This is a genomic window from Microbispora sp. ZYX-F-249 (genome assembly GCF_039649665.1).
GTDB classification, from domain to species: Bacteria; Actinomycetota; Actinomycetes; order Streptosporangiales; family Streptosporangiaceae; genus Microbispora; species Microbispora maris.
This window is the reverse complement of sequence record NZ_JBDJAW010000037.1, coordinates 1-23,001: the sequence shown is the minus strand read 5'-3', so window position 1 is coordinate 23,001 and position 23,001 is coordinate 1. Positions and strand designations below refer to the sequence as shown.

At 71.6% G+C, this 23,001-nt stretch carries 20 protein-coding genes; 10 read left to right on the top strand and 10 right to left on the bottom strand.

Annotation, left to right across the window (positions count from 1 at the left end; all coding sequences use genetic code 11):
• Positions 1 to 15: 15 nt before the first annotated feature.
• The 4 genes from AAH991_RS31690 to AAH991_RS31675 all read right to left on the bottom strand — a co-directional run bounded on the left by AAH991_RS31690 (position 16) and on the right by AAH991_RS31675 (position 5,403).
• The gene (locus tag AAH991_RS31690; protein WP_346229599.1) at positions 16 to 192 is read right to left on the bottom strand and encodes a DUF6104 family protein; all 177 of its coding nucleotides are present in this window, start codon (positions 190 to 192) and stop codon (positions 16 to 18) included.
• Between the two features lie 84 nt (positions 193 to 276).
• Positions 277 to 3,978 carry a multifunctional oxoglutarate decarboxylase/oxoglutarate dehydrogenase thiamine pyrophosphate-binding subunit/dihydrolipoyllysine-residue succinyltransferase subunit gene (locus AAH991_RS31685; protein WP_346229598.1) on the bottom strand — a complete coding sequence of 1,234 codons (3,702 nt, stop codon included), beginning with the start codon at positions 3,976 to 3,978 and terminating at the stop codon, positions 277 to 279.
• Positions 3,979 to 4,175: 197 nt separating this feature from the next.
• A complete protein-coding gene (locus tag AAH991_RS31680; protein ID WP_346229597.1) occupies positions 4,176 to 4,817 on the bottom strand; it encodes a B3/B4 domain-containing protein in 642 nt (213 codons plus the stop codon).
• A 10-nt stretch (positions 4,818 to 4,827) separates the two neighbouring features.
• The gene (locus tag AAH991_RS31675; protein ID WP_346229596.1) at positions 4,828 to 5,403 is read right to left on the bottom strand and encodes a TetR/AcrR family transcriptional regulator; all 576 of its coding nucleotides are present in this window, start codon (positions 5,401 to 5,403) and stop codon (positions 4,828 to 4,830) included.
• Between the two features lie 69 nt (positions 5,404 to 5,472).
• Between AAH991_RS31675 and AAH991_RS31670 the strand changes: the two genes are divergently transcribed.
• Positions 5,473 to 6,231, top strand: coding sequence for an SDR family oxidoreductase (locus AAH991_RS31670; protein ID WP_346229595.1), 759 nt, complete (start codon positions 5,473 to 5,475; stop codon positions 6,229 to 6,231).
• Positions 6,232 to 6,295: 64 nt separating this feature from the next.
• On the opposite strand, the gene AAH991_RS31665 is transcribed toward AAH991_RS31670, so the two are convergent.
• Both AAH991_RS31665 and AAH991_RS31660 read right to left on the bottom strand, forming a co-directional pair.
• Positions 6,296 to 6,676 (bottom strand): YbaB/EbfC family nucleoid-associated protein, encoded by a 381-nt coding sequence (locus tag AAH991_RS31665; protein WP_346229594.1) that lies wholly within the window; start codon positions 6,674 to 6,676, stop codon positions 6,296 to 6,298.
• Positions 6,677 to 6,702: 26 nt separating this feature from the next.
• Complete coding sequence (locus tag AAH991_RS31660; RefSeq protein ID WP_346229593.1) at positions 6,703 to 7,092, bottom strand: YbaB/EbfC family nucleoid-associated protein; 390 nt, start codon at positions 7,090 to 7,092, stop codon at positions 6,703 to 6,705.
• A gap of 81 nt (positions 7,093 to 7,173) precedes the next feature.
• On the opposite strand from AAH991_RS31660, the gene AAH991_RS31655 reads away from it, so the two are divergent.
• From AAH991_RS31655 to AAH991_RS31645, 3 genes are all read left to right on the top strand, one after another.
• Positions 7,174 to 7,500 carry a hypothetical protein gene (locus tag AAH991_RS31655; protein ID WP_346229592.1) on the top strand — a complete coding sequence of 109 codons (327 nt, stop codon included), beginning with the start codon at positions 7,174 to 7,176 and terminating at the stop codon, positions 7,498 to 7,500.
• Between the two features lie 13 nt (positions 7,501 to 7,513).
• Positions 7,514 to 8,515: a hypothetical protein gene (locus tag AAH991_RS31650; protein WP_346229591.1), complete on the top strand. Its 1,002-nt coding sequence runs from the start codon at positions 7,514 to 7,516 to the stop codon at positions 8,513 to 8,515.
• Between the two features lie 242 nt (positions 8,516 to 8,757).
• Positions 8,758 to 9,057, top strand: coding sequence for a DUF2283 domain-containing protein (locus AAH991_RS31645; protein WP_346229590.1), 300 nt, complete (start codon positions 8,758 to 8,760; stop codon positions 9,055 to 9,057).
• A 138-nt stretch (positions 9,058 to 9,195) separates the two neighbouring features.
• Here AAH991_RS31645 and AAH991_RS31640 read toward each other — a convergent pair whose 3' ends face one another.
• Positions 9,196 to 11,736 carry a glycoside hydrolase family 9 protein gene (locus AAH991_RS31640; protein ID WP_346229589.1) on the bottom strand — a complete coding sequence of 847 codons (2,541 nt, stop codon included), beginning with the start codon at positions 11,734 to 11,736 and terminating at the stop codon, positions 9,196 to 9,198.
• Positions 11,737 to 11,932: 196 nt separating this feature from the next.
• Between AAH991_RS31640 and AAH991_RS31635 the strand changes: the two genes are divergently transcribed.
• From AAH991_RS31635 to AAH991_RS31625, 3 genes are all read left to right on the top strand, one after another.
• Complete coding sequence (locus AAH991_RS31635; protein WP_346229588.1) at positions 11,933 to 12,517, top strand: helix-turn-helix domain-containing protein; 585 nt, start codon at positions 11,933 to 11,935, stop codon at positions 12,515 to 12,517.
• Positions 12,510 to 13,811, top strand: coding sequence for an MFS transporter (locus AAH991_RS31630; RefSeq protein ID WP_346229587.1), 1,302 nt, complete (start codon positions 12,510 to 12,512; stop codon positions 13,809 to 13,811). Before AAH991_RS31635 ends, AAH991_RS31630 begins: the two co-directional genes overlap by 8 nt.
• Before the next feature lie 61 nt (positions 13,812 to 13,872).
• Positions 13,873 to 14,937, top strand: coding sequence for an MBL fold metallo-hydrolase (locus tag AAH991_RS31625; protein ID WP_346229586.1), 1,065 nt, complete (start codon positions 13,873 to 13,875; stop codon positions 14,935 to 14,937).
• 30 nt (positions 14,938 to 14,967) lie between these two features.
• On the opposite strand, the gene AAH991_RS31620 is transcribed toward AAH991_RS31625, so the two are convergent.
• Complete coding sequence (locus AAH991_RS31620) at positions 14,968 to 16,500, bottom strand: FAD-dependent oxidoreductase (RefSeq protein WP_346229585.1); 1,533 nt, start codon at positions 16,498 to 16,500, stop codon at positions 14,968 to 14,970.
• Positions 16,501 to 16,894: 394 nt separating this feature from the next.
• Here AAH991_RS31620 and AAH991_RS31615 point away from each other — a divergent pair, with 394 nt between their 5' ends.
• Together AAH991_RS31615 and AAH991_RS31610 are read left to right on the top strand one after the other, a co-directional pair.
• Complete coding sequence (locus AAH991_RS31615) at positions 16,895 to 17,374, top strand: MarR family winged helix-turn-helix transcriptional regulator (protein ID WP_346229584.1); 480 nt, start codon at positions 16,895 to 16,897, stop codon at positions 17,372 to 17,374.
• A gap of 164 nt (positions 17,375 to 17,538) precedes the next feature.
• Positions 17,539 to 18,441 carry an SDR family oxidoreductase gene (locus AAH991_RS31610; RefSeq protein WP_346229583.1) on the top strand — a complete coding sequence of 301 codons (903 nt, stop codon included), beginning with the start codon at positions 17,539 to 17,541 and terminating at the stop codon, positions 18,439 to 18,441.
• A gap of 2 nt (positions 18,442 to 18,443) precedes the next feature.
• Here AAH991_RS31610 and AAH991_RS31605 read toward each other — a convergent pair whose 3' ends face one another.
• The gene (locus AAH991_RS31605; RefSeq protein WP_346229582.1) at positions 18,444 to 20,849 is read right to left on the bottom strand and encodes a glycoside hydrolase family 65 protein; all 2,406 of its coding nucleotides are present in this window, start codon (positions 20,847 to 20,849) and stop codon (positions 18,444 to 18,446) included.
• Entirely contained in the window at positions 20,846 to 21,589 is a 744-nt protein-coding gene (locus AAH991_RS31600; RefSeq protein WP_346229581.1) for a beta-phosphoglucomutase family hydrolase, read from the bottom strand. The genes AAH991_RS31605 and AAH991_RS31600 overlap by 4 nt, the downstream gene beginning before the upstream one ends.
• 155 nt (positions 21,590 to 21,744) lie before the next feature.
• Here AAH991_RS31600 and AAH991_RS31595 point away from each other — a divergent pair, with 155 nt between their 5' ends.
• Positions 21,745 to 22,947 carry an ROK family transcriptional regulator gene (locus AAH991_RS31595; RefSeq protein WP_346229580.1) on the top strand — a complete coding sequence of 401 codons (1,203 nt, stop codon included), beginning with the start codon at positions 21,745 to 21,747 and terminating at the stop codon, positions 22,945 to 22,947.
• Positions 22,948 to 23,001: the final 54 nt, after the last annotated feature.

Genomic DNA, 23,001 nt, shown 5'->3' with positions numbered 1-23,001 from the left:
GCTCAGCCGTCGTGCTCAGTCGTCGTCCTCGTCGAGGCGGGCGAGCCAGGTCGCCAGCCGCTCCACGGGCACCTCGAACTCGGGGTTCAGGTCCACGAACTCGCGCAGCCGCTCCGCGAGCCAGCCGACGCTGACCTCCTCCTGGCCGCGGCGCTCGACGAGCTCCTCGATCCCCCTGTCGGTGAAATACATACTTCGCTCCAGTAAACGGCCTGATTCATGGAGAGAGGTCCCCCACGGACGTGGGGGACCTCCTCGGTCGTACGGGACCTCCGGTCAGCCGAAGATCTCGCCCAGGATCCCGTGCAGCTCCTCGTCGTGCTTGGCGTGGGAGCCGACGGCCGGCGAGGAGTTCGGCGTACGCGAGACCCGGCGGAAGGTGCGGCCCCCGAGCAGCTCGGGCTTCTCCACCATCTTCAGGCTCAGGTACGGCCACGGGCCCATGTTGACGGGCTCGTCCTGCGCCCAGATGAGGTCCGCGTCGGCGGGGTAGCGGCCGAGCTCGGCCTTGAGCGGGTTCTCCGGGAACGGGTAGATGCGCTCGAGGCGCACCAGCGCCACGTCGTTCCTGCCGTCCTTCTCGCGCCGCGCGAGCAGGTCGTAGTAGATCCTGCCCGAGCAGACCACGATCCGCCGGACCGCCGACGGGTCCACCGTCGAGTCGCCGATGACCGGGCGGAAGGCGCCGGTGGTGAACTCCGACGTCGCCGAGGCCGCCGCCTTGAGCCGCAGCAGCGACTTGGGCGTGAACACGATCAGGGGCTTGCGCCGCTGCGAGAGCACCTGCCAGCGCAGCAGGTGGAAGTAGTTCGCCGGGGTGCTCGGCTGCGCCACCGTCATGTTGTCCTGCGCGCACAGCTGCAGGTAGCGCTCGATGCGGCCGGAGGAGTGGTCCGGGCCCTGGCCCTCGTAGCCGTGCGGCAGCAGCAGCACGACCGAGGAGCGCTGGCCCCACTTCTGCTCGCCCGACGAGATGAACTCGTCGATGATCGACTGGGCGCCGTTGGCGAAGTCGCCGAACTGCGCCTCCCAGGCGACCAGGGCGTCCGGGCGGACCACGCTGTAGCCGTACTCGAAGCCCATCGCGGCGAACTCGCTGAGCAGCGAGTCGTACACGTAGAACTTCGTGGTGTCGTGGTTGAACGTCTTGAGCGGGGTGTGCTCCTCGCCGGTGACGCGGTCGACCAGCACGGCGTGGCGCTGGCCGAAGGTGCCGCGGCGGGAGTCCTGGCCCACCAGACGGACCGGGTGGTCGTCGATGAGCAGCGAGCCGAACGCGAGCAGCTCACCGGTCGCCCAGTCGATCGCGTCCTCGGAGATCATGGTGCCGCGGCGCTGGATCACCGGGGCGAGGCGCGGGTGGACGGTGAAGCCCTCGGGCAGGTTGAGCTGGGTGTCGATGACCCGCTTGACGACCTCGTCCGAGATCGCCGTCTTGGTGTCCTCGTGCGACCACGGGATCTGCTCGTCGGGCTCGGGCACCACGACCGCGCCGGGCTCCAGCGGCCTCTTGGCGGCCTCGCGGGTCTCGGTGAAGGCCCGCTCCAGCTGCTCCTGGTAGTCGCGCAGGGCCTGCTCGGCCTCCTCGACCGTGATGTCCCCGCGGCCGATGAGGGCCTCGGTGTACAGCTTGCGGGTCGAGCGCTTGGCGTCGATGAGGTCGTACATCAGCGGCTGGGTGAAGGCCGGGTTGTCGCCCTCGTTGTGACCGCGCCGCCGGTAGCAGATCATGTCGATCACGACGTCCTTGCGGAACGTCTGGCGGTACTCGTAGGCGAGCCGGCCGACGCGGACGACCGCCTCGGGGTCGTCGCCGTTCACGTGGAAGATCGGCGCCTGGATCATGCGCGCGACGTCGGTGGCGTACACGCTGGAGCGCGAGGACGCGGGGGAGGTGGTGAAGCCGACCTGGTTGTTCACCACGATGTGCACGGTGCCGCCGGTGCGGTAGCCGCGCAGCTGGGACAGGTGCAGGGTCTCGGCGACCACGCCCTGGCCGGCGAATGCCGCGTCGCCGTGGACGAGCACGGGCAGGACGGTGAAGCCCTCCTCGCCGCGCTCCAGCAGGTCCTGCTTGGCGCGGACCACGCCCTCCAGGACGGGATCGACGGCCTCCAGGTGCGAGGGGTTGGCGACCACGGACGTGCTGATCTTGTTGCCGCACGGGGCGGTGAAGTCGCCGCTCGCGCCGAGGTGGTACTTCACGTCGCCGGAGCCGTGCGCGCTGCGGGGGTCGATGTTGCCCTCGAACTCGCCGAAGACCTGGGCGTACGACTTGCCCACGATGTTGGCGAGCACGTTGAGCCGGCCGCGGTGGGCCATGCCGATGACGACCTCGTCGAGGTTCTCCGCGGCCGCCGCGCTGATCACCGAGTCGAGCAGCGGGATCAGCGACTCGCCGCCCTCGAGCGAGAACCGCTTCTGGCCGACGTACTTGGTCTGCAGGAACGTCTCGAACGCCTCGGCGGTGTTGAGCCGGCGCAGGATGTGCAGCTGCTCCTCGCGGCTGGGCTTGGCGTGCGGCCGCTCCACCCGCGCCTGGATCCAGGCCCGCTCCTCGGGGTTCTGGATGTGCATGTACTCGATGCCGACCGTGCGGACGTACGAATCGCGCAGCACGCCGAGGATGTCGCGCAGCTTCATCAGCGGCTTGCCGCCGAAGCCGCCCGTCGGGAACTCGCGCTCCAGGTCCCACAGCGTCAGGCCGTGCGACTGGATGTCGAGGTCGGGGTGCTTGCGCTGGCGGTACTCCAGCGGGTCGGTGTCGGCCATGAGGTGGCCGCGGACCCGGTAGGCGTGGATGAGCTCAAGCACGCGGGCCGACTTGGCCACGTCGTCGTCGTGGGTGGCCGAGATGTCCTGCACCCAGCGGACCGGCTCGTACGGGATGCGCAGCGACTCGAAGATCTCGTCGTAGAAGCCTTCGGCGCCGAGCAGGAGCTGGTGGATGCGGCGCAGGAAGTCGCCCGACTGGGCACCCTGGATGATCCGGTGGTCGTAGGTGGAGGTGAGCGTCATCACCTTGCTGATGGCCAGGCGGGACAGCGTCTCCCCGGAGGCGCCCTGGTACTCCGCCGGGTACTCCATCGCGCCGACGCCGATGATCGTGCCCTGGCCGGGCATCAGCCGCGGCACCGAGTGGACCGTGCCGATCGTGCCGGGGTTCGTCAGGGAGATCGTGGTGCCCTGGAAGTCCTCCACGCCCAGCTTGCCGCCGCGGGCCTTGCGCACGATCTCCTCGTACGCGGTCCAGAACTGGCGGAAGTCCATCGTCTCGGCGTGCTTGATGGACGGCACCAGCAACTGGCGGGTGCCGTCGCTCTTCTGCACGTCGATCGCGAGGCCGAGCCCGACGTGCTCCGGCTTGACGAGGACCGGCTTGCCGTCCACCTCGCCGTACGAGTAGTTCATCTCAGGCATGGACTTGAGCGCCTGGACGATCGCGTAGCCGATGAGGTGGGTGAAGGAGATCTTGCCGCCGCGGCCGCGGGACAGGTGGTTGTTGATGACGATGCGGTTGTCGATCAACAGCTTCGCGGGGACCGCGCGGACGCTGGTGGCCGTGGGGACGACCAGCGAGGCCTCCATGTTGGCGGCCGTGCGCGCTGCGGCGCCGCGCAGCTTCTCCTCGACCGCGCCGGCCGGCACCGGGGCCTGCTGCTTGGCGGGCGCGGGCGCCTTCGCCTCGGGCTTGGCCTGCGGCGTGGGCTTCGGGGCGGGCTTCGGCGGAGCCGTCTGCGGCGCCGGGGTCACCGGCGCGGGAGCCTCGGGTGCGGCCGTCGCGGTCGCCCCGTTCGCGGCGCCTGCGGACTTGGACGGAGCGGGCTTGGCCGTCCCGTTGTAGTCAGCGAAGAAGTGCCACCAGGCCTGGTCAACAGACTCGGGATCTTCGAGATACTTCTGGTACAACTCGTCGACAAGCCACTCATTTTGCCCGAAGCTTGCCAGCGGGTTTGTCCGCGACGACTCAGACGACACGGCGGAAATCGCCCTCTTCCGCAGATCGGCGTTGATGTTTGGTGAACCTGTCCAAGGCTACTCGCCTCGCACACCGAGGTGCGCCCCGGCGGGTCGCAGGTCCCGGCCCATCCTCCCAGGATCGATAAAAGAGGTCAGGCGCGGATAGTCCGTCTGGGTGGTGAGGTGTCCCTTACCCTCTGGTCACATCGACTGGGTCAGCCGATGAGCCGCGACTCGATCCGGATATCGGGAGCTATATCGGACAGCATACCCGCGAGGTCGTCGCCCGCCGCACGCAGCGCGTCCAGGGAGAGCGGTTCGAGACGCTCCAGGAGGAAAAGCGCGTCCACCGTCTCCTCGGTGATCCTCGTCCTGACGCACTGCCGCCAGTTCCACCGCCGGCAGGTGACCCCGGCGTCGTCGCGCCACACCACCTCGCCGATCTCCGGGTCGCCCAGCGCCTCCTCCGACGGCTCGTCGCCCGCGGCCCGCACCAGCCGCGCCGTGCCCCGGTAGCGGCGCAGGTCCTCGCCGCCGATCGGCAGGCCGTGCCGTACGGACACGGTGTTGTAGGCGTCCACCACCAGGTTGATCTCGGGAAGCGGCATCCGGCGGACCAGCGCGTCGACCGACGGCCGGGTGCGCTGGGGCTTGGCGCCGAAGGCGCGGTAGGCCGTCCGCCAGGCCTCGACCCTGGGATCGTCCGGCGGCACGGCGTCCGCGGCGGCGCCGGCGAGCCAGGCCCGCGAGCGGTCGTCGGACGGCCCGTTGCGCAGGCCGTACGCGCAGATCACCAGGACGGCGAAGTCCGGACGCAGTGCCGTGACGGCGTCGTCCACCCAGATGTCGTCGATCACGCCCGACAGCCTACGGCCACGCCCGCATGGCGAGTGCCGCCACCGCGTCGAGGTCCTCCCTGGTCGCGCCATCCCTGGCCTGGGTGGACATGCCCTGGATGACGGCGGCGAAGAACGTCGCCAGCGCGGGGGCGTCGGTCTCGGGCGCGAGGAGGCCGGCCTCGACGTCGCGCTCGACGCGACGGCGGATGGCCGTCTTGCCGGCCTCGCGGTGCGCCCGCAGTTCCTCGATCACGCCGGGGTCGCTCGTGTTCACCCCCGCCGAGATGACCATGCACCCGGGCGGGTGCGCGGGGTCGGTGTAGACCTCCGCCGCCTCGCGGAGCAGGCGCTCGACGGCCGCCCGCGCGGACGGCTCCCCGGCCAGGGCCCGGGCGGCGAACGCGCCGTGGGTCTCCTGGTAGCGCCGCACGGCCTCGCCGAACAGCCGGCGCTTGTCGCCGAAGGCGGCATAGAGGCTGGGCGGGTTGACGCCCATCGCGGCCGTCAGCCCGGCGACCGAGGTCGCCTCGTAGCCGTGCCGCCAGAACTCCTCCAGCGCCCGGTTCAGTGCGACGTCCCGATCGAACGCCCTGGCCCTTCCCATGCGCCGATTTTATAGCGATCGCTACAAGTCGTGCTATTTTGTAGCGATCGCTAAAGAAAAGGAGCGGACATGACGGCACTGCACGGCAAGACGGCGCTGGTGACGGGCGCGGGCAGGGGGATCGGGCGGGCGATCGCCGAACGGCTGGCGGCCGAGGGGGCGCTGGTGGCGGTCAACTACGCCAGGGACGAGGCGGCGGCGAAGGACACGGTGGCGGCCATCGAGGCCCGGGGCGGCCGGGCCTTCGCGGTGCGGGCCGAACTCGGCGTGCCGGGCGACGTGGACGAGCTGTTCGCCGGGCTGGACCGGGAGCTGGGGCCGCAGGCGCCGATCGACATCCTGGTCAACAACACGGGGATCACCGTGCGGGGAACGATCGAGGAGACCACGCCGGAGGATTACGACAGGGCGTTCGCCGTCAACACGCGGGCGGCCTTCTTCGTCACCCGCCGGGCGCTGCCGCGCATCCCCGACGGCGGGCGGATCGTGACCGTCACCTCGGGGGTGACCCGGATCGCGTTCCCCGAGGCGATCGCGTACGCGATGACCAAGGGCGCGCTGGAGACCTTCACCCTGGCGCTGGCCAAGCACCTCGGGCCCCGGGGGATCACGGTCAACAACGTGGCGCCGGGGATCGTCGACACCGACATGAACGCGGAGTGGCTGCGCGGCGACGAGGCGGCCTGGGCGGCGTCGGCCGGCCGGGCGGCGCTGGGCCGGGTGGGCACGCCGCGGGACGTGGCCGGGGTCGTCGCGTTCCTCGCCTCCGGCGACGCGGGCTGGGTCACCGGCACGACCGTCGACGCCACCGGCGGCAGCGACCTGTGACGCCTCGCCGGGCCCCCGGTTCCAGCGGACGTCTCGGTTCCAGGGGACGCCGTCAGGTCCGGTCTCAGTCCCAGGGGACGTCGAGCAGCCGCTCGAACTGGGCGGCGGCCTCGTCGGGGTCGAACCCGGGCAGGCCGTCGCGGATCAGCTCCCGGGTCCGGCGCGCGGCGTCGAGCCGGGCCCGGGACACGGCGGCGCGGACCTCCTCCGCCAGCGTCCGGCTGTCCAGGCGCATGGCGCGCGGCCCGAACGCCACGTCCAGCACCAGGCCCTCCGCCGACACGGTGGCCGTCACCTGACCGGAGGCCGCCTCGCCCGTGCCGGTGATCTCTTCGAGGTCGGCCCGGGCCCGCTCGGCCCAGGCGTGGACACGCTCCGCCTGCTCCTCGGCCCGGGCGAGATCCTCCTCGCGGATGTCGGCCGGGTTCATGCGAGAGCCGTACACGGCGCCTCCAGTCGAGTCGTGAAGGGTCACAGCAGGTCGCGGGCGATCCGCTCCACGCGGTCGCGGACGAACCTGTCGTCCAGGGGCGCGGGGACGTCCGCGGTCTCGGCGAGGGCGGCGTCCATGATCTCCCTGGTCCTGGCCTCGGCGTCCCGCTGGGCCGCGCGCAGCACGGCCGTGACCTGCCGGCCGAGCGCCTCGCGATCGAGCCGCATGACACGGGGGTCGAAGTGGAGCTCCACGATCTCGCCCCGGCCGTCGGCCACGGCTCTCATCGCCCGGTCGGGGCTCTCCGCCCGTCCCGTCACGTCGCGGACCAGGGCCCGCGCGTCCTGCAGCCGCCGCATCGTCGCCCGGCCCTCCAGCAGCACGTGCTCCAGCAGCTCGGCGTCGCCGTCGGGGGAGGGGGTCGTCATGAGAAAGAAGGCTATCGAAAGGTAGATCGGTGTTTACTGTGATCCGTACGAAACGGGAAGTGGGGGAGTTGAGTCTGCGGCATGGAGTCGGGGCTGGAGATCATCCACGACCGGATGAGGCAGGACGCCTCCCGGATGCAGGTGCACGGTGAGGACTTCGCCGCCGCGCTGCGCCGGCTGAGGGAACGCGGCCTCGGGGGCGCGGCGTGGCAGGACGACGGCCTGCTCGGCATGCTGACCGGGCCGTACGCCGAGTGCACGCTCCTGGGGGTCGAGGCGCTGACCGGCCTGTCCGCGGCGATGGGCGACACCGGCGACGGGCTGGGCAGGGTGAGCGCCCGCGTCGGCGAGGCCGAGGGCGCGAGCCTGTCGCGGTCCCGCGACCTGTACGGCGAGCAGTGGGCGTGACGGGGGCCCGGCGATGGGTGTGACGGTTCCCCCGCAGGTGGACGTGATGCTGAGCCTGCTCGGCATGCCCTGGCCGAACGTCGACGAGGACGAGATCCGCAAGGACGCCGACGCCTGGCGGACCGTGCTCGCGGGCACCGATCGGTCCGGTGCGGCGGCGAACGCCACGATCGCGGGGACGGGTGCGGTCTACCGCGGCAGGTCGGCGACGGCGCTGGCCGGCTACTGGAGCGAGACGGGCGGCGAGGGCGGGCATCTGAGCCGGGCGGCCGCCGCCGCGCGGCTGGCCCCGGCCGTGCTCGACAACACGGCCTGGCTGACGACCGGGGTGAAGGTCGCGGTGGCCTCGACCGCCGTCTACACGACCGTGCGGGTGGCCAGGGCGTACCTGGCGGGCGGTCCGCTGGGCGCGGCCCTGGCCGCGGCGGAGATGTTCCGCTCCCGCGCCGCCATCGGGAAGATCCAGCGGGAGGGCGCCGAGGGCGCCGGACGGGTGCTGGCCCCCGCGCTCGACCGCCGGGTCACCGAGCAGTTCCGCCGGATCCTCGAAGGCCTGCGCCGCCCGGGCGGCGGGGGGCCGGTCCCCGCGTTCGCCGGCGCGGGTCACCGCATCCCGGCGCGGGGGACGGTGGGTCCCCGTGCGGCGGCCGGCCGGTCCCCGCACGACGGCCTGGCGCTCATGGGGCGCAGCAACAAGAACGCCAGGAGCGGCGGCAACGGACGCCGCGGCGGGGGCGGGCGCCGTGGCGGCGGCGGTGGCGGTGGCGGAGGAGGCGCGGGTGGCGGCGTCGCCCGCCCGAACGCGGACGGCAAGACCACCCATGTCGCCCAGGACCGGCAGTTCCAGCGCGGCTTCAGCGACGACATGATCGACGACGTCAAGGCGAACGGCCGGAGAAGCCGTGGGCACGATCCCGGCACCTCCGTCTACGAGACGGACAAGCTGAAGGTCGTCGTGAACGACAAGACCGGTAACGTGATCACGGTCATCCGCAAGAAGAAGAGAAGGAACTAGTGCCGCGACCGACAAGATTTGCCCGTACGGAGCGGGGTCCAGAGTGGTGCATCGGAGGCGGAGGAGGAACTCGTAGCGGAGCCTACGAGCGATCTTCCCGGGCCCCGCGGAGATTCTGAGCTTGCGAGGAATCTTCGTGGGTGGGGCGACAACGCAGCGAGGTGCCGCCGCTCTGGGCGACGCGACGGGGCAGAGACTGGCGGGAGGGGCACCAGTGCCGCGGGCGAGGGTGGGGGTCTGACGTGCGCGTCGATCACGACAGAGAGAACAACGTCGCCTACATCTACCTGGTCGACGAGATCGGCGAGGGAGAGGCGGTCACCCAGATCGAGGTCGAGGACGACGAACTGCGCGGGGAGATCGTGCTGGACCTGGACCGGGAGGGGCGTCTCCTGGGCATCGAGGTCCTCGGCGCGTCGCGCATCCTGCGGCCGGAGGTCCTCGCCCAGGCCGACGACGAAGCGGACGACGGGGACGACGGAGACGAGAGCGGGCCGGGTGGCGGCGTCAGCCTGCCGCCCTACGAGCCGCATCTGCGCTGAGCCTCCCCTGCGCTGAGCCTCCCCTGCGCTGCTGTTCTGCCTGCGCTGAGCGTGCTCTGCGCCCAGCCTGCCGATGACGTGGAACCGGCCGCCGCCCCTGCTGAGGCGGCGGCCGGGGTCTTCGGAAGCGGCGGCCCGTCAGACGGAGCAGGCGGCGCCGTTCAGGGTGAACAGGTCAGGTGCGGGGTTGGCCCCCGGCGCACCCTGGCCGTTAAAGCCGAAGGTGACCGACTGGCCCGGCCTGATGGTCTTGTTGTACGACTCGTTCGCGGCGGTCACGGTCGCGGCCTGCTGCGAGAACTTGGCGTTCCAGCTGACGTCGATCTTCTGACCGCCCAGGAACGACCACTTCAGCGACCAGCCGTCGATCGCCTTGGTGCCGGTGTTCTTGAGCGTGACCTGGGTGGTGAAGCCGGACGGCCAGGAGCCGTGCGTGGTGTAGGTGACCTTGCACGAGGCCGGAGCCTTGACCGTGCCGTCGCCCTGGTCGGCGATGAACGCCGAGATCCACGACAGCGGCGAGTTCCAGTTGATCGTCAGCTCGTTGGTCGCCCACGAGTTGATGTCGTCGATGTAGCAGAACTGCGCCACGCAGCCCTTCAGTTTCGCCTGGGCCACCGGGTCCTGGATGCCGGAGTTGGCGCCGCCCGCGAGCGTGCCGCGCGGCGGGTTCGGCAGCGAGGTGTCCAGCGAGTGGGCGTACCACCTGCTGTGCTGGTTCTTCGACGCCACCTCGCCGTAGCCGGTCACGTACGACTGGTTGAGCGCGTTGCGGCCGAAGATGTAGTCGACGCCCTGCAGCACGCCGTCGCGGTACTTCACGTCGCCGGTGAGGTCGTAGGCCGTGGCCAGGACCACCAGGTTGTTGACGATGATGCTGTTCGATCCCCAGTCGTAGGAGGTCGTGTCGTACGGCAGGCCGTACGGGTGGGCCTTCAGCACGGCGAGGTACTTGTCCGCGCCGGCCACCACCGAGGCGCGCACCTCGTCCCGGCCGGGCAGGGCGTTGGGCACGGTCGCCAGGTCGAGACGGCCGAGCGCCGCGACGTTGCCCCAGTCCATGGCGCCCGTCTTCCAGATGTCGGCCGTGTGGACCGGCGAGGCGAGGACGTAGTCCTTGTACTCCTTGTCACCCGTGGTGATGTAGAGCTCGGCCGCCGCCCAGTAGAACTCGTCGCTGACGTTGGCGTCGTCGTAGGTGCCGCCGCCGACGCCGTCGGCGGTGGAGGCCAGGATGTTCGGGTTCGCCTTGGCCGCCGTCCACGCCTTCTTCGCCGCCGCGAGGTTCTTCGCCGCGAACGCCGCGTCGTACGGCGCGAAGATCCGGGCCGCCTGGGCCGCCGTGGCGGCGAGGTTCAGCGTGGCGGCCGTGGTGACGGGGTGCAGCTCGCGCTTCTGCGCGTCCAGGTGCGGCAGCAGCGGCAGGCCGGTCCAGTTCTCGTCGTGGATCTTGTGGTGGACCATGCCGTCCGTCCGCTGCATCTTCAGCAGGAACTCCTGCTCCCAGCGGGCCTCGTCGAGCACGTCGGGGACGTCGTCGCCGCTCTCGGGGATGTTCAGGCTCCCGATCGGCTTGGCGGTCGCGGCGTTCTTGGTGCGCTCGAACTCGCTCATGAGCTGGGCGACCGAGATGCCGCCGTTGACGACGTACTTGCCGTGGTCGCCCGCGTCGTACCAGCCGCCGGACACGTCCAGGGTGTAGTCGCAGACGCCCGGCTGGCAGGGCACGTTCTTGTCGCCCTGGTTGGGGGCGACGCCCACGTGGCCGGCGGGCCGGCCGTACCCCGGACGCAGGGCGTCGTCGATCGCGATGCCGCTGCGCTGGGTGTAGTAGAACTTCAGCGCGTCGAGCTTGAGGTCGGCGTAGGCGTCGGGCTTGATGTCGAACGGCCGGCTGGTCTCGCCGTCGGCGGTCAGCGTGTAGCCGGTCCCGGCCTTCACGTACGAGCCGAAGTCGATGGAGTGGACGTTCTGCCCGGAGCTCGCGTCGACGCCGCGCGGGGTGGTCGTGCCGTGCGCGACAACGGTCCCGGCGGAGTTCTTGAGCTGCCACGGCAGCGCGTCGGTGGCGTCGGTGACCACGGTGGCGTTCTTGGGGCCCTTGGGCAGGTAGGCCACCTGGTTCACGCGGACGCGGGGGCCGGTGTCGGGTGTGTAGACGTCCGGCGGCGCCCCGCCCTTGAGCGAGACGTTGTCCACGCAGAACCGCCAGGCCGTCGTGCTGCCGCCGATCTGGAAGACGACCTGCGCGTTGGGCAGGTCGACCGGTGAGGTGAACGTGTAGCTGTAGGTGTTGCCCGAGACGCTCAGCTCGGGCGCCGCCGCCACGTACTGCGTGTAGGGGTCGGTCGGGAGCTGGACGTACGCCCTGGCGACCTTTCCGGGGGTCGCGGTGGCGAAGAAGCTGAACGCGTACGTCTCGTCCTTCACCAGCGGGATGTCGTTGACGCCGACGATCGCGTCCCAGGGGTTGGTCGTCCCCGCGGGGACGTCGGTGCAGAGCCGGCCGTCGGTCAGCTCGAAGTTCAGGTTCGCGGTGTGCCACCACGGATCCGTGGTGGTGTCGAACGTGCCGTTGGGGATCTGTTCCGGGCCCTCCTCCGCCGTGGCGGGAGGTGTGCCGGTCAGGCATGCCGCGGCCAGTGCCGCCACGGCGAGGATGCCGATTCGTCTGAGCACAGTCGTCCTCGGGGGGTGGTGTGGGAGCGCTCCCAAGCCGGTGAGCGAATGGCATGTTTCCTTCGGGTTTCAACAGGCGTCAACGATGCGGCCGGGAACACGCCGTTGACCGGCCATTGTGAGGGCGCACAACTGAAACTTTCATTTCCGCAGAGATATCTTTGCAAAACTTCCTTTGCGAAGTACTGTCCGAGACATGGATCAGGAGGTCTTCCACGTCCGCGATTCCCGGACCCTGAAGGCGGTCGCCCACCCGCTGCGGGTGCGGCTGCTGGGGGAGCTGCGCACGAACGGCCCGGCCACCGCGACCGAGCTGGCCGGGCGCCTCGGGGAAAGCTCCGGCTCCACCAGCTATCACCTGCGTCAACTCGCCAGATACGGCTTCGTGGAGGCCGACCCCGGCCGGCGTGACCGGCGCGAACGCCGGTGGCGCGCGATCCACCGCTTCACCTCCTGGAGCGACGTGGAGATGGCCGCGACCGCCGAGGGCCGGGAGGCCGCGGCGTTCCTGCGGCGGCGCCAGCTCGAGAAGCTCACCGCCGACGTGGAGAACTTCGAGCGCGAGCGTGACCTGTGGAGCGAGGCGTGGGTCGAGGCCGCCGGCATGTCCGACCTGGTGGTACGGCTCTCGCCGGCGACGGTGGCGGCCCTGTACGAGCGGGTGTCAACCATGTTCCTGGAGGCCGCCGAGCGGGACCGGGACGATCCCGACGCGCGCACGGTCGCGGTGCTGCTGGCGGCCCATCCGCGCCGGGACGACCCGGCGGCCGGACATGCGTGAGCGCGGGCGGCCGATCGCCGAGACCCCGCGGCCGGCCATGCGTGAGCACGGGCGGTACGCCGCGATCGAGTTCCTCACCTGGCTGCCGACCGGCCTGATGCTGGCGCCGATGGTGCTGCTGATGGCCGGGCGCGGGCTGGACATCGCCGAGATCGGCCTCGTCACGGCCGCCTACTCGGTCACCGTCGTCGTCCTGGAGCTGCCTACCGGCGGTCTCGCCGACGTGCTCGGCAGGCGGGCGGTGCTCGCCGCCTCGGCCGTCGTCGCCGTGGCGGCGCTGGCCGTGATGGCCCTGGCGCACTCCGCCTGGGCGTTCCTGATCGCGTCCGTGCTCAAGGGCGTCTCCCGCGCGCTGTCCAGCGGACCGGCGCAGGCGTGGTACGTCGACACGCTGCACGAGCGGCACGGCCCGGACGCCGATCTCAAGCCCGGGCTGGCGGCGGGCAACGTCGCGGGCTCGGCCGCCCTGGCGATCGGCACCCTCGCCGGGGGACTGCTTCCGCTGGCCGTGCGGCGGGACCCGCTGGCCGCGCCGGTCTGGGCGGCGGCGGGGGCCGCGGTCGTCCTCCTCGTGGCCGTGCTCGTGCTGATGCGCGAGCCGGGCCGTACGGCGCGGGGCCCGGCCCGGGCGGCCCGGCTGACCGCGGCGGTCCGGGACGTGCCGGTCACGATCGCGGGGGGAGTGCGGATCGGGCTGGCCGACCGCGGTCTCGGCCGGCTGCTGCTGGTGGCCGTGGCGGGCGGCGTGCTGCTCAACACGATCGAGATGCTGACCCCCGGCCGGCTCGCGGAGGTCACCGGGCGGGCCGAGACGGGCGGCGCGGCCTACGCCTTGGTGACCTTCGCCGGGTTCGCCGCCAACGCGCTCGGCAGCTCGCTCGCGCCGGTGGCGGCCCGGCTGGCCCGCGGCTCCGTCCGGGCGGCGGTGCTCGCCACGGTCGTGGTGGCGGCGGCGGCCGCCGCGCTGGCCGCCTCGGTGGCGTTGCGCGGCTGGGCCGCGATCGCCGCCGCCGCGGCCGCCTACGTCGTGCTGTTCACCGCGCTCGCGGTCGCCTCCCTGCTCAGGACCGAACTGGTGCACCGGCGGGTGGCCGCGGACCGCCGGGCCACCGTGATGTCGGTGGACTCCCTGCAGCTCCAGTTCGGCGGCATGCTCTCCTCGCTCTGCCTGGTGCCGCTGGCGGGGGTCACCGGCGCCGGTCCGGTCTGGGCCCTCACCGCCGTGGTCGTCCTCGCCTCCGCCCTCCTGTACGTACGACTCCCCGCCGGTCCCACCCTGGGGAACCTCCGGTAGAACCGGATTCGGTAAGGCGGCACAATCAAACGGGCAGGGCTGCGAGAGGGGCGGGGAGCCGATGAACAAGGTGCGCGTGACCGCGGCGAACGAGGCGCAGCGCGCGGCGTGGCTGGGCGGGGGACTGCCCGAGGTCGAGCGGGTGCGGCCGGGGCTGTGGTCGATCCCCGTCCCGATCCCGATCAACCCGCTGCGCTACGTGCTGGTCTACGCCCTGGAGGTCCCCGACGGGGTGGTGATCATCGACGCCGGGTGGAACACCGAGGAGGCGTACGGCGCGCTCGTCGCGGGGCTCGCCACGGCCGGGTACGAGATCACCGACGTGAAGGCCGTGCTGGTCACGCACATCCACCCGGACCACTACGGCCTGGCCGGGCGGATCCGTGAGGTCTCGGGCGCCTGGATCGGGCTGCACCCGGCCGACGCCCGCATCGTCCACGACCGCTACGACGAGGCGGCGATCGAGTCGCTCGTGCATCGGGAACGCGCCCTGCTGCTGAGGTGCGGCGTGCCGGACATGACGGCCGAGGAGCTCGCCGGCGCGTCGGTCATGCTGCGCCAGTTCGTCACGATGGCGACGCCCGACCGGCTCATCGAGGACGGCGACCGGCTCGGCCTGCCCGGCTGGGACCTGCGGGCGGTGTGGACTCCGGGCCACTCGCCCGGCCACCTGTGCTTCGCCGAGCCGGAGCGCAGGCTGCTGTTCTCCGGCGACCACGTGCTCGCCCGGATCACGTCGATGGTCGCCGTGCACCCGCAGTCGGCGGCCAACCCGCTGGCCGACTACCTCGACGCGCTGCGGGCGGTGGGCAAGCTCGACGTCGAGGAGGTGCTGCCCGCCCACGAGTACCGCTTCCTGGAGCTGGCCGAGCGGGTGGACTACGTGATCGCGCACCACGAGGAGCGGCTGGCCGAGGTGCGCCGCGTCGTGGCCGAGGGCGACGGCTCCACCTGCTGGGACATCGCCACCCGGCTCACCTGGTCGCGCGGCTGGGAGGAGATCCCCGCGCACATGCGGCGGGCCGCCAACAACGAGACGCTCGCCCACCTGGTGTGGCTGGAGCAGCGGGACATGGTGACCCGCGTGCCCGGCGAGCCCGACCTCTGGTACACACCGTCTGTCTGAAGCCGCCGGGCGTGGGCCGCGGTCAGGCGGTCACCGCATGGCGCCGCCCGCGGCGGGGATCGCGTCCCGCCGCGGGGTCGCGGCGGCCCCGATGTTCAGGTGGGTTTCGAGGTAGGCGTCGACGACGTCCGGGTCGGCGGTCACGGCGGCGACGTAGCCGTCGGGGCGTACCAGGACCCACTGCCCGGAGGCAAGCCCGTAGCCGTCGCGGACGTGCCGGCCGGTGTCGGCGATGTCCCCGCGTTCGCCGATGGTGTGGACACGCACGCCGCGCCGGGCGGCCGGAGCCTCGGCGGCGGGCACGTCGTAGCCGATCAGTGTCCAGTGGGTGCCCCGGAAAAGGGAGAACAGGCGGGTGGGCAGACCGCCGGCACCGGTGACGGGCGCGTCGGGGGCGCGGTCGCCGGCGAGCACGCCCGTGGTGCGCCGGGGGTCGCTGAGGCTGAGCGGCGAGTCGCGGTAGCCGAGATCGAGCTGGGAGACGTCCCGGTCACGCCTGGTGTCGCCGTTCTTGGCCCCCTCCAGCAGCCGCTTCGACAGGCCGAGCACCGCCTCCGCGATCGGGCGGCGCTCCCTCTCGTAGGACGTCAGCAGCCGGTCGGGGGCGCCGGCGAGCACGGCGGCGAGCTTCCAGCCGAGGTTGTAGGCGTCCTGCACGCCGGTGTTCAGTCCCTGCCCGCCGGTCGGCGGGTGGACGTGCGCGGCGTCCCCGGTCAGGAACACGCGTCCGGCCCGGTAGGTCCCGGCCAGGCGGGCGTTCATCTCGTACGCCGAGGCCCACGAGACCGAGCGGATCAGCACGTCGTCGCGGCCGGTGCGTTCGCGCACCAGCGCGGTCAGACCCCGCGCGGACAGGTCGACGTCCACGTCGAACGGGACCGGCGCCTGGAGCTGGAACATCTCGGTGCCGTAGAGCGGGCACAGCATGATCTGGTCCGATCCCCGCCCCCAGCGGTGCCATGCGTCGAACGAGACCCCCTCGGCGATCACGTCGGCCACCACGGCGCGCACCCCGAGGGTGACGCCGTCGAAGGCCACCCCCAGGGACCTGCGCACGAAACTCGACCCGCCGTCGGCGCCCACCAGGTATCGCGCGCGCACGGTGCGCGCACCGTCAGGGGTGAGGACGCGGGCGCTCACCCCGCTCTCGTCCTGGGTGAAGCCGACGAGTTCGTGGTCGTAGTGCGGGGCGTGACCGAGCTCGGCCAGCCGCTCGCGCAGCCTGCGCTCGGTGAGGAACTGCGGGACCAGCAGCGCCATCCAGTAGGGCTCGGCGGGTGTCGGGCCGGCTATGTGCGTCTTGGTGTCGACCGGGCCGTCTTCGGTGTAGACGCGCTGGGGCGGATACTCGCCACCGGAGGCGACGATCTTGTCGATCACGCCGAGGTCCTCGAACACCTCCTGGGTACGCGGCTGGATCCCCTTGCCGCGTGATCCGGGGAACGGGTGCGCGGCCTTGTCGATCAGCAGGAAGCTCACGCCCCGGCGGGCCAGCTCGATCGCGAGGGTCTCCCCGGCCGCCCCGGATCCGCAGATGATCACTTCGACATCGGTCTCGGTCATGTTCAGCTCCTCCTCTGCTTGAAATCATGTGTATAACGCACGCATCTTAAGAAGCAGCGAGAGAGACAGTCAATCGATGACCTGAGAAGATGCTGAGAGCAAGGCGGGTCGCGGAGCGAAATATGTGTGCCTGATGCACGCACTGAGGCCAATGTTCGTACGGTGGGCCCGTCGCCGCCGTGGCGGGTCCCGCCTCCCCGGTCGTCGGCGGCGCCGCAGGCGGACGTCCTAAACTGCCCTTCGCAGCCGATCCTCTGGCAAGACCCGATCCTCCGGAGATCCAGGAAAGGCCGGAGATCGGGCCGGAGGTTCAGGAAAGGCCGGAGATCGGGCCGGAGGCTCAGGAAAGGCCGGAAATCATGCCGGAGGCTCAGGAAGGGACGGTGCAGCCGCCTTGACCGCACGGCGACGCCAGACCACGTTGCGCCGTCTCCACGGGGCCATCGTCGATCTGGTCGTGCTGATGAACCTGCCCAGCCGCGACGATGTCCTGTTGGCCGAGGCCGGCGTCTCCCTCGACCGCGCCCTGTTCCACGTGCTCGTGGGCGTCGAGCGGTTCGGGCCGATCGGGGTGGGCGAACTGGCCGAGCGGGCCGGACGTGACCACACCACCATCAGCCGCCAGGTCGCGAAGCTCGCGGCCCTCGGGCTCGTCGAACGGCGCCCCAGCCCTGCCGACGCCCGGGTGAAAGAGGCCATCATCACCGCCGAGGGCCGCCGCGTCACCGACGCTCTCGACGCCGCCCGCCGTCGCCTGGCCGGTCCCGTTCTCGCGCAGTGGAGCGACCGGGACCTCATGGAACTCGAACGCCTCATGCGGCGCTATGTCGACGACATGCTCGCCGCGACGGCGAAGGTCACCGGCGGCGACTAGAGTCCGGGCCGGCGCCGCCGACGCCTTCCAGGCGCGCCCACGGCTTGCCGCCCGGCGCGTGCCGCAGGCACCGGGTGGCTTTCTCGGGCTGAGCGGTTGGGGATATCGTTCGGGAAGAACTAGAACGATGTTCTCTTCTGGTCCTGCGAGGGAAGGGTGGCGCCATGTCTGAGGGGTCCGAGCTCAGGTTCGACGGGAGAGTGGCGATCGTCACCGGAGCCGGGCACGGTCTCGGCCGGTCGCACGCGCTGCTGCTCGCCCAGCGGGGGGCGAAGGTCGTCGTCAACGACCTGGGCGGCGCCCTCGACGGCTCCGGCGCGTCCGCGGGCCCGGCGGCGGAGGTCGCCGAGCTCATCGTGAAGAACGGCGGCGAGGCGGTGGCCAGCACCGACAACGTCGCCACGCCGGAGGGCGCGGAGGCGATCGTGCGGACGGCGCTCGACGCGTTCGGCCGCGTGGACGTCGTCGTCAACAACGCGGGCATCCTGCGCGACCGGTCGTTCGGGAAGATGACGGTCGAGGAGTTCGACGCCGTGATCGCCGTGCACGTGCGCGGGTCGTTCCTGGTCAGCCGGGCGGCGTTCCCGCACATGAAGGAGCAGTCGTACGGGCGGATCGTGAACACCTCCTCGCCGGCCGGGCTGTTCGGCAACTTCGGCCAGGCCAACTACTCCACGGCCAAGATGGGCCTGGTGGGCCTCACCAAGACGCTCGGCATCGAGGGGGCGCGGGCGAACATCAAGGCCAACGCGATCGCCCCCGTGGCGTGGACGCGGATGACCGAGTCGCTGCTGCCCGCGGAGTTCGAGGAGAAGTTCACCCCCGAGCGGGTCAGCCCGCTGGTGGCCTACCTGGCCCACGAGAGCTGCGAGACCAGCGGCGAGGTGTTCTCGGTCGGCGCGGGCCGGGTCGCCCGGGTGTTCGTGGCCGAGGGGCCGGGCTGGCGGACCGATGACCTGACCGCCGAGGCGCTCCGCGACAACTGGGAGGCCGTCATGGCCGAGCAGCCCTATCTGCCGACCAAGCTGGGCGAGCAGGCCGGCGCGTCCCTGCAGGCCATGCTCTGACCTCAGGACTCCTCGCCCGGCTGCTGCGGCGGGCAGGCGAGGTCGGTGGACAGGTCCCCGGGCCGCCGCGGAACGGGCGCGCGGCCGGGGGGCTGCCTGACCCGCAGATCGGGGAACGGCGGTGTCGGATTGCGCCGGGCCTGCGGCTGCGCGCCGAGTGTCAGCTCCTCACCGTGGTGCGTCAGCGTGATGGGCGGGCCGTGCAGGAGCCGGTACGTCGTGCCGTCCGGCGTGACGTCGACGCGCAGCCGGCGGCCCCGGTACCGGATTTGGAAGGCGAGCCGGGTGATGCCCGACGGCAGGCGCGGCGCGAAGCGGACCCGCCCCTCGCGTGCCCGCATCCCGCCGAACCCGGCCACCAGGGCGATCCACGCCCCGGCCAGCGAGGCCATGTGGACGCCGTCGCGGGTGTTGTGCTCCAGGTCGCGCAGGTCCATCAGCGCGGCCTCGCCGAGGTAGGCGTAGGCGAGGTCGAGCTGGCCCACCTCGGCGGCGAGCACGGCCTGGGTGGCGGCCGACAGCGAGGAGTCCCTGACGGTCAGCGCCTCGTAGTAGGCGAAGTCACGCGCCTTCTGCTCGGGGGTGAACGCCTCGCCGCACAGATGCATGGCCAGCACGAGGTCGGCCTGCTTGACGACCTGCTTGCGGTAAAGGTCGAAGTAGGGGAAGTGGAGCAGCAGCGGATACTGCTCGGGCCGGGTGCCCGCGAAGTCCCACACCGCGTGCCCGGTGAACCCCTCGCTCTGCTCGTGGACCCCCAGCCGGTCGTTGTACGGCAGGTACATGGCCGCGGCGCAGTCGCGCCACGTCGCGGTCTCCTCCAGCGTGACCCCGAGCTCCTGCGCGCGGTCGAGGTGACGTACGGCCGTGGCGGCGGCGGCCCGCAGGTTCCGCTGCGCCATGAGGTTCGTGTAGACGTTGTTGTCCGCGACGGCGCTGTACTCGTCGGGGCCGGTCACGCCGTCGATGCGGTAGCGGCCTTCGGCGTCGTGGTGGCCGAGCGCGCACCACAGCCGGGCGGTCGCGACGAGCAGCGGCAGGCCGATGTCCCGCTCGAAGCCGATGTCCTCGGTCGCGTCGACGTACCGCGTGACCGCGGCGGCGATGTCGGCGTTGACGTGGAAGGCCGCCGTGCCCGCGGGCCAGTAGCCCGAGCACTCCTCGCCGTCGATGGTGCGCCAGGGGAAGGCGGCCCCGGCCAGCCCGAGCAGCGTGGCCCGTTCCCGGGCGAGGGGCAGGATCGAGGCGCGCCACGCCAGGGCGTCGGCGGCGGCGCGGGGGTAGGTGTAAATCGCCACCGGCAGCACGAAGCTCTCGGTGTCCCAGAACGCGTGACCGTCGTAGCCCGAGCCGGTCAGACCCTTGCCGGGGATGGGCCGCCGCTCCAGCCGGGCACCCGCCTGGAGCAGGTGGAACAGCCCGAAGCGAACGGCCTGCTGCACCTCGGCGTCGCCCTCCACCTCGACGTCCGCGCCCGCCCAGAAGTCGTCGAGGAAGGCGCGCTGCTCGTCGCACAGCCCGTCCCACCCGGTGAGCCGGGCCGCCGCCAGCGCCGCCACGACCTGGTCGTGCATCGCGGGCCTGGACCGCTTGGCCGACCAGCCGTAGGCGAAGAACTTGTCCAGCCGCAGCCGCTCGCCGGGTTTCAGCCGGGTGGCGACCGTCACCCGGCTGACGTTGCCACCGCCGTCGCACTCCGCGTGGGTGCCGTCCGGGCCGTCGATCTCGTGGCGCATCCCCGCCGCGACCCGCAGCCGGCTGGCCCTGGTGGAGTGGACCATGACGCACACGCCGTTGCGCGCCGTGACGTTCTCCTCCAGGACGAGCGGCGCCTCCAGCGCGGCGGCGGCGCGGGGGTCGGCGGTCGGCGACGGCACGGTCTCGTTGGCCACCAGTTCCGACTGGACGACGACGCTGAGCGGCTGGTCCACCGGCTCCACCTCGTAGCGGACCGCGGCCACGGCCCGGTGGGTGAACGACACGAGCCGGGTCGAGGTGATCCGCACTTCCGCCCCGGTGGGGGAGCTCCAGCACACCTTCCGGGTGAGCGTCCCCGCCCGCAGGTCGAGGACCCGCTCGTGTGAGTGCAGCGTGCCGTACCGGACGTCGAAAGGTTCGTCGTCCACCAGCAGCCGGATCAGCTTGCCGTTGGTGACGTTGACGACCGTCTGCCCGGACTCGGGGTAGCCGTAGCCCGCCTCGGCGTACGGCAGCGGGCGCAGCTCGTAGAAGGAGTTGAGGTAGGTGCCGGGCAGCCCGTACGGCTCGCCCTCGTCGAGGTTGCCGCGCAGCCCGATGTGCCCGTTGGACAGCGCGAACACCGACTCGGTCTGGGCGAGCACGTCGGTGTGCAGGTGGCACTCCCGCACCGACCACGGCTCGACGATGAAGGCGGGATGTTTGATCATTTGTCGTCCAGCAGTTCGGAGAGGTCACTCACCACGACGTCGGCGCCGTTGTCCCGCAGGGCCTGCGCCTGATGCCCGCGGTCCACGCCCACCACGACGGCGAAGCCGCCCGCGCGCCCGGCGGCGACCCCCGCCAGCGCGTCCTCGAACACCGCGGCCTCGGCCGGCGCGAGCCCGAGCGCCTCGGCGGCGGCGAGGAACATGTCGGGGGCGGGCTTGCCGGCCAGGCCGCGCTCCCTGGCCACCTCACCGTCGATCCGCGCGTCGAACACGTCGTCCAGACCGGCCGCGGCGAGCACGCGCGCGGTGTTGGCGCTGCTGGAGACGACCGCGCGGCGCAACCCGGCGTCGCGGACGGCGTGCAGATAGCGCACCGAGCCCTCGAAGACCTCCACGCCCTGCCGGTCGAGAATGCCCCGCACCAGTTCGTTCTTGCGGTTGCTCAGGCCGTTGACGGTGGGCATGCCCGGCGGGTCGTCCGGCTCGCCCTCGGGCAGGTCGATGTCCCTGGCCCGCAGGAACCCCCGGGTGCCGTCCAGGCGTTTCCTGCCGTCGACGTACCGCTCGTAGTCGCCGGTCTCGTCGAACGGCACGAACGGCGTGCCGCTGTCGGCCGCCCGCTCGCGCAGAAACTCGTCGAACATCTCCTTCCACGCCGCCGCGTGGACCCGCGCCGTGCGCGTGAGCACCCCGTCCATGTCGAACAGGCAGCCGCGCACCTCGTCCGGCAACCCCAGCATGCGCCCTCCAACCGTCTTCCTGCTCTTCTACCCCGTACGTCGGAGGCGACTTTTGCTGATTTCAGCGAAAGGTTGCATCAGATCGATAAAAGGTCTTCCCAGATCAGCAGAAAAGGGGTACGTTTCCAGCCAATCACTGGGACGCGGAGGCGTAGGTGAAGAGGACGACCATCAGGCCGGAGAACGTGCACCAGGCCGCGCTCCTGCGATTGCTGAGGGACGGCGGGCGTTCCCGCGCCGAACTCGGCGACGTGGTGGACCTGTCCCGGTCGAAGCTCAACGTCGAGCTGGACCGGCTGATCGAGCTCGGGCTCGCCGAGTCCGACGGGCTGGCCGCCTCGCGTGGCGGCAGGCGCTCGGGCCGCGTACGCATCGCGCGTGACATCCGGTTCGCCGGGATCGACATCGGCGCCACCTCGATCGACGTCGCGGTCACCAACGGAGAGCTCGAGGTGCTCGGTCACCTGAGCGAGCCCTGCGACATCAAAGAGGGACCCGGCGCCGTGCTGGACCGGGCCATCGAACTGCTCGGCAAGCTGGGCAGGGACGGGCTGTTCACCGACCTCAGCGGCGCCGGCATCGGCGTCCCCGGGCCGGTGAGCTTCGCCGAAGGCGTCCCGGTGGTGCCGCCGATCATGCCAGGCTGGGACCGTTACCCGGTCAGGGAGACGGTCGGGCAGGCACTGTGCTGCCCCACGGTGGTCGACAACGACGTCAACATCATGGCCCTCGGGGAGTTGCACGCGGGCCTCGCACGGCAGGTCGAGGACTTCCTGCTCGTCAAGATCGGCACCGGTATCGGCTGCGGCCTCGTGGTGGGCGGGAAGATCTACCGCGGGGTGTCCGGCAGCGCCGGTGACATCGGCCACATCCGGGTGGACGACCTGGGGCCGGTCTGCTCCTGCGGCAACTCCGGGTGTCTGGAGGCGTACTTCGGCGGCGCCGCGCTGGCGCGGGAGGCCGTCGCGGTGGCGCGCGCGGGCGGCTCGCCGTACCTGGCCGAGCGGCTCGCGGTCGCGGGCACGCTGACGGCCGAGGACGTCGCCGCCGCGGCGGCGCAGGGCGACGCGGGCGCGATCGGGCTGATCCGCGACGGCGGGCGCCGGGTGGGACAGGTCCTGGCGAGCCTGGTGAGCTTCTTCAACCCCGGCCTTGTGATCATCGCGGGTGGCGTGGCCAAGCTCGGTCACGTGCTGCTCGCGGAGATCAGGAGCGTCGTCTATCGACGGTCGCTGCCGCTCGCCACCGGAAATCTGCCGATCGTGCTGTCCGAACTGGGCGACACCGCGGGTGTCATCGGCGCCACCCGCCTGATCAGCGATCACGTCTACTCCGACCACGTCTATTCCGGCAACTGACATCGTTGGGAGACCCCTATGGGAGACGAACACCCCCTGCTTCAGATGAGGGGG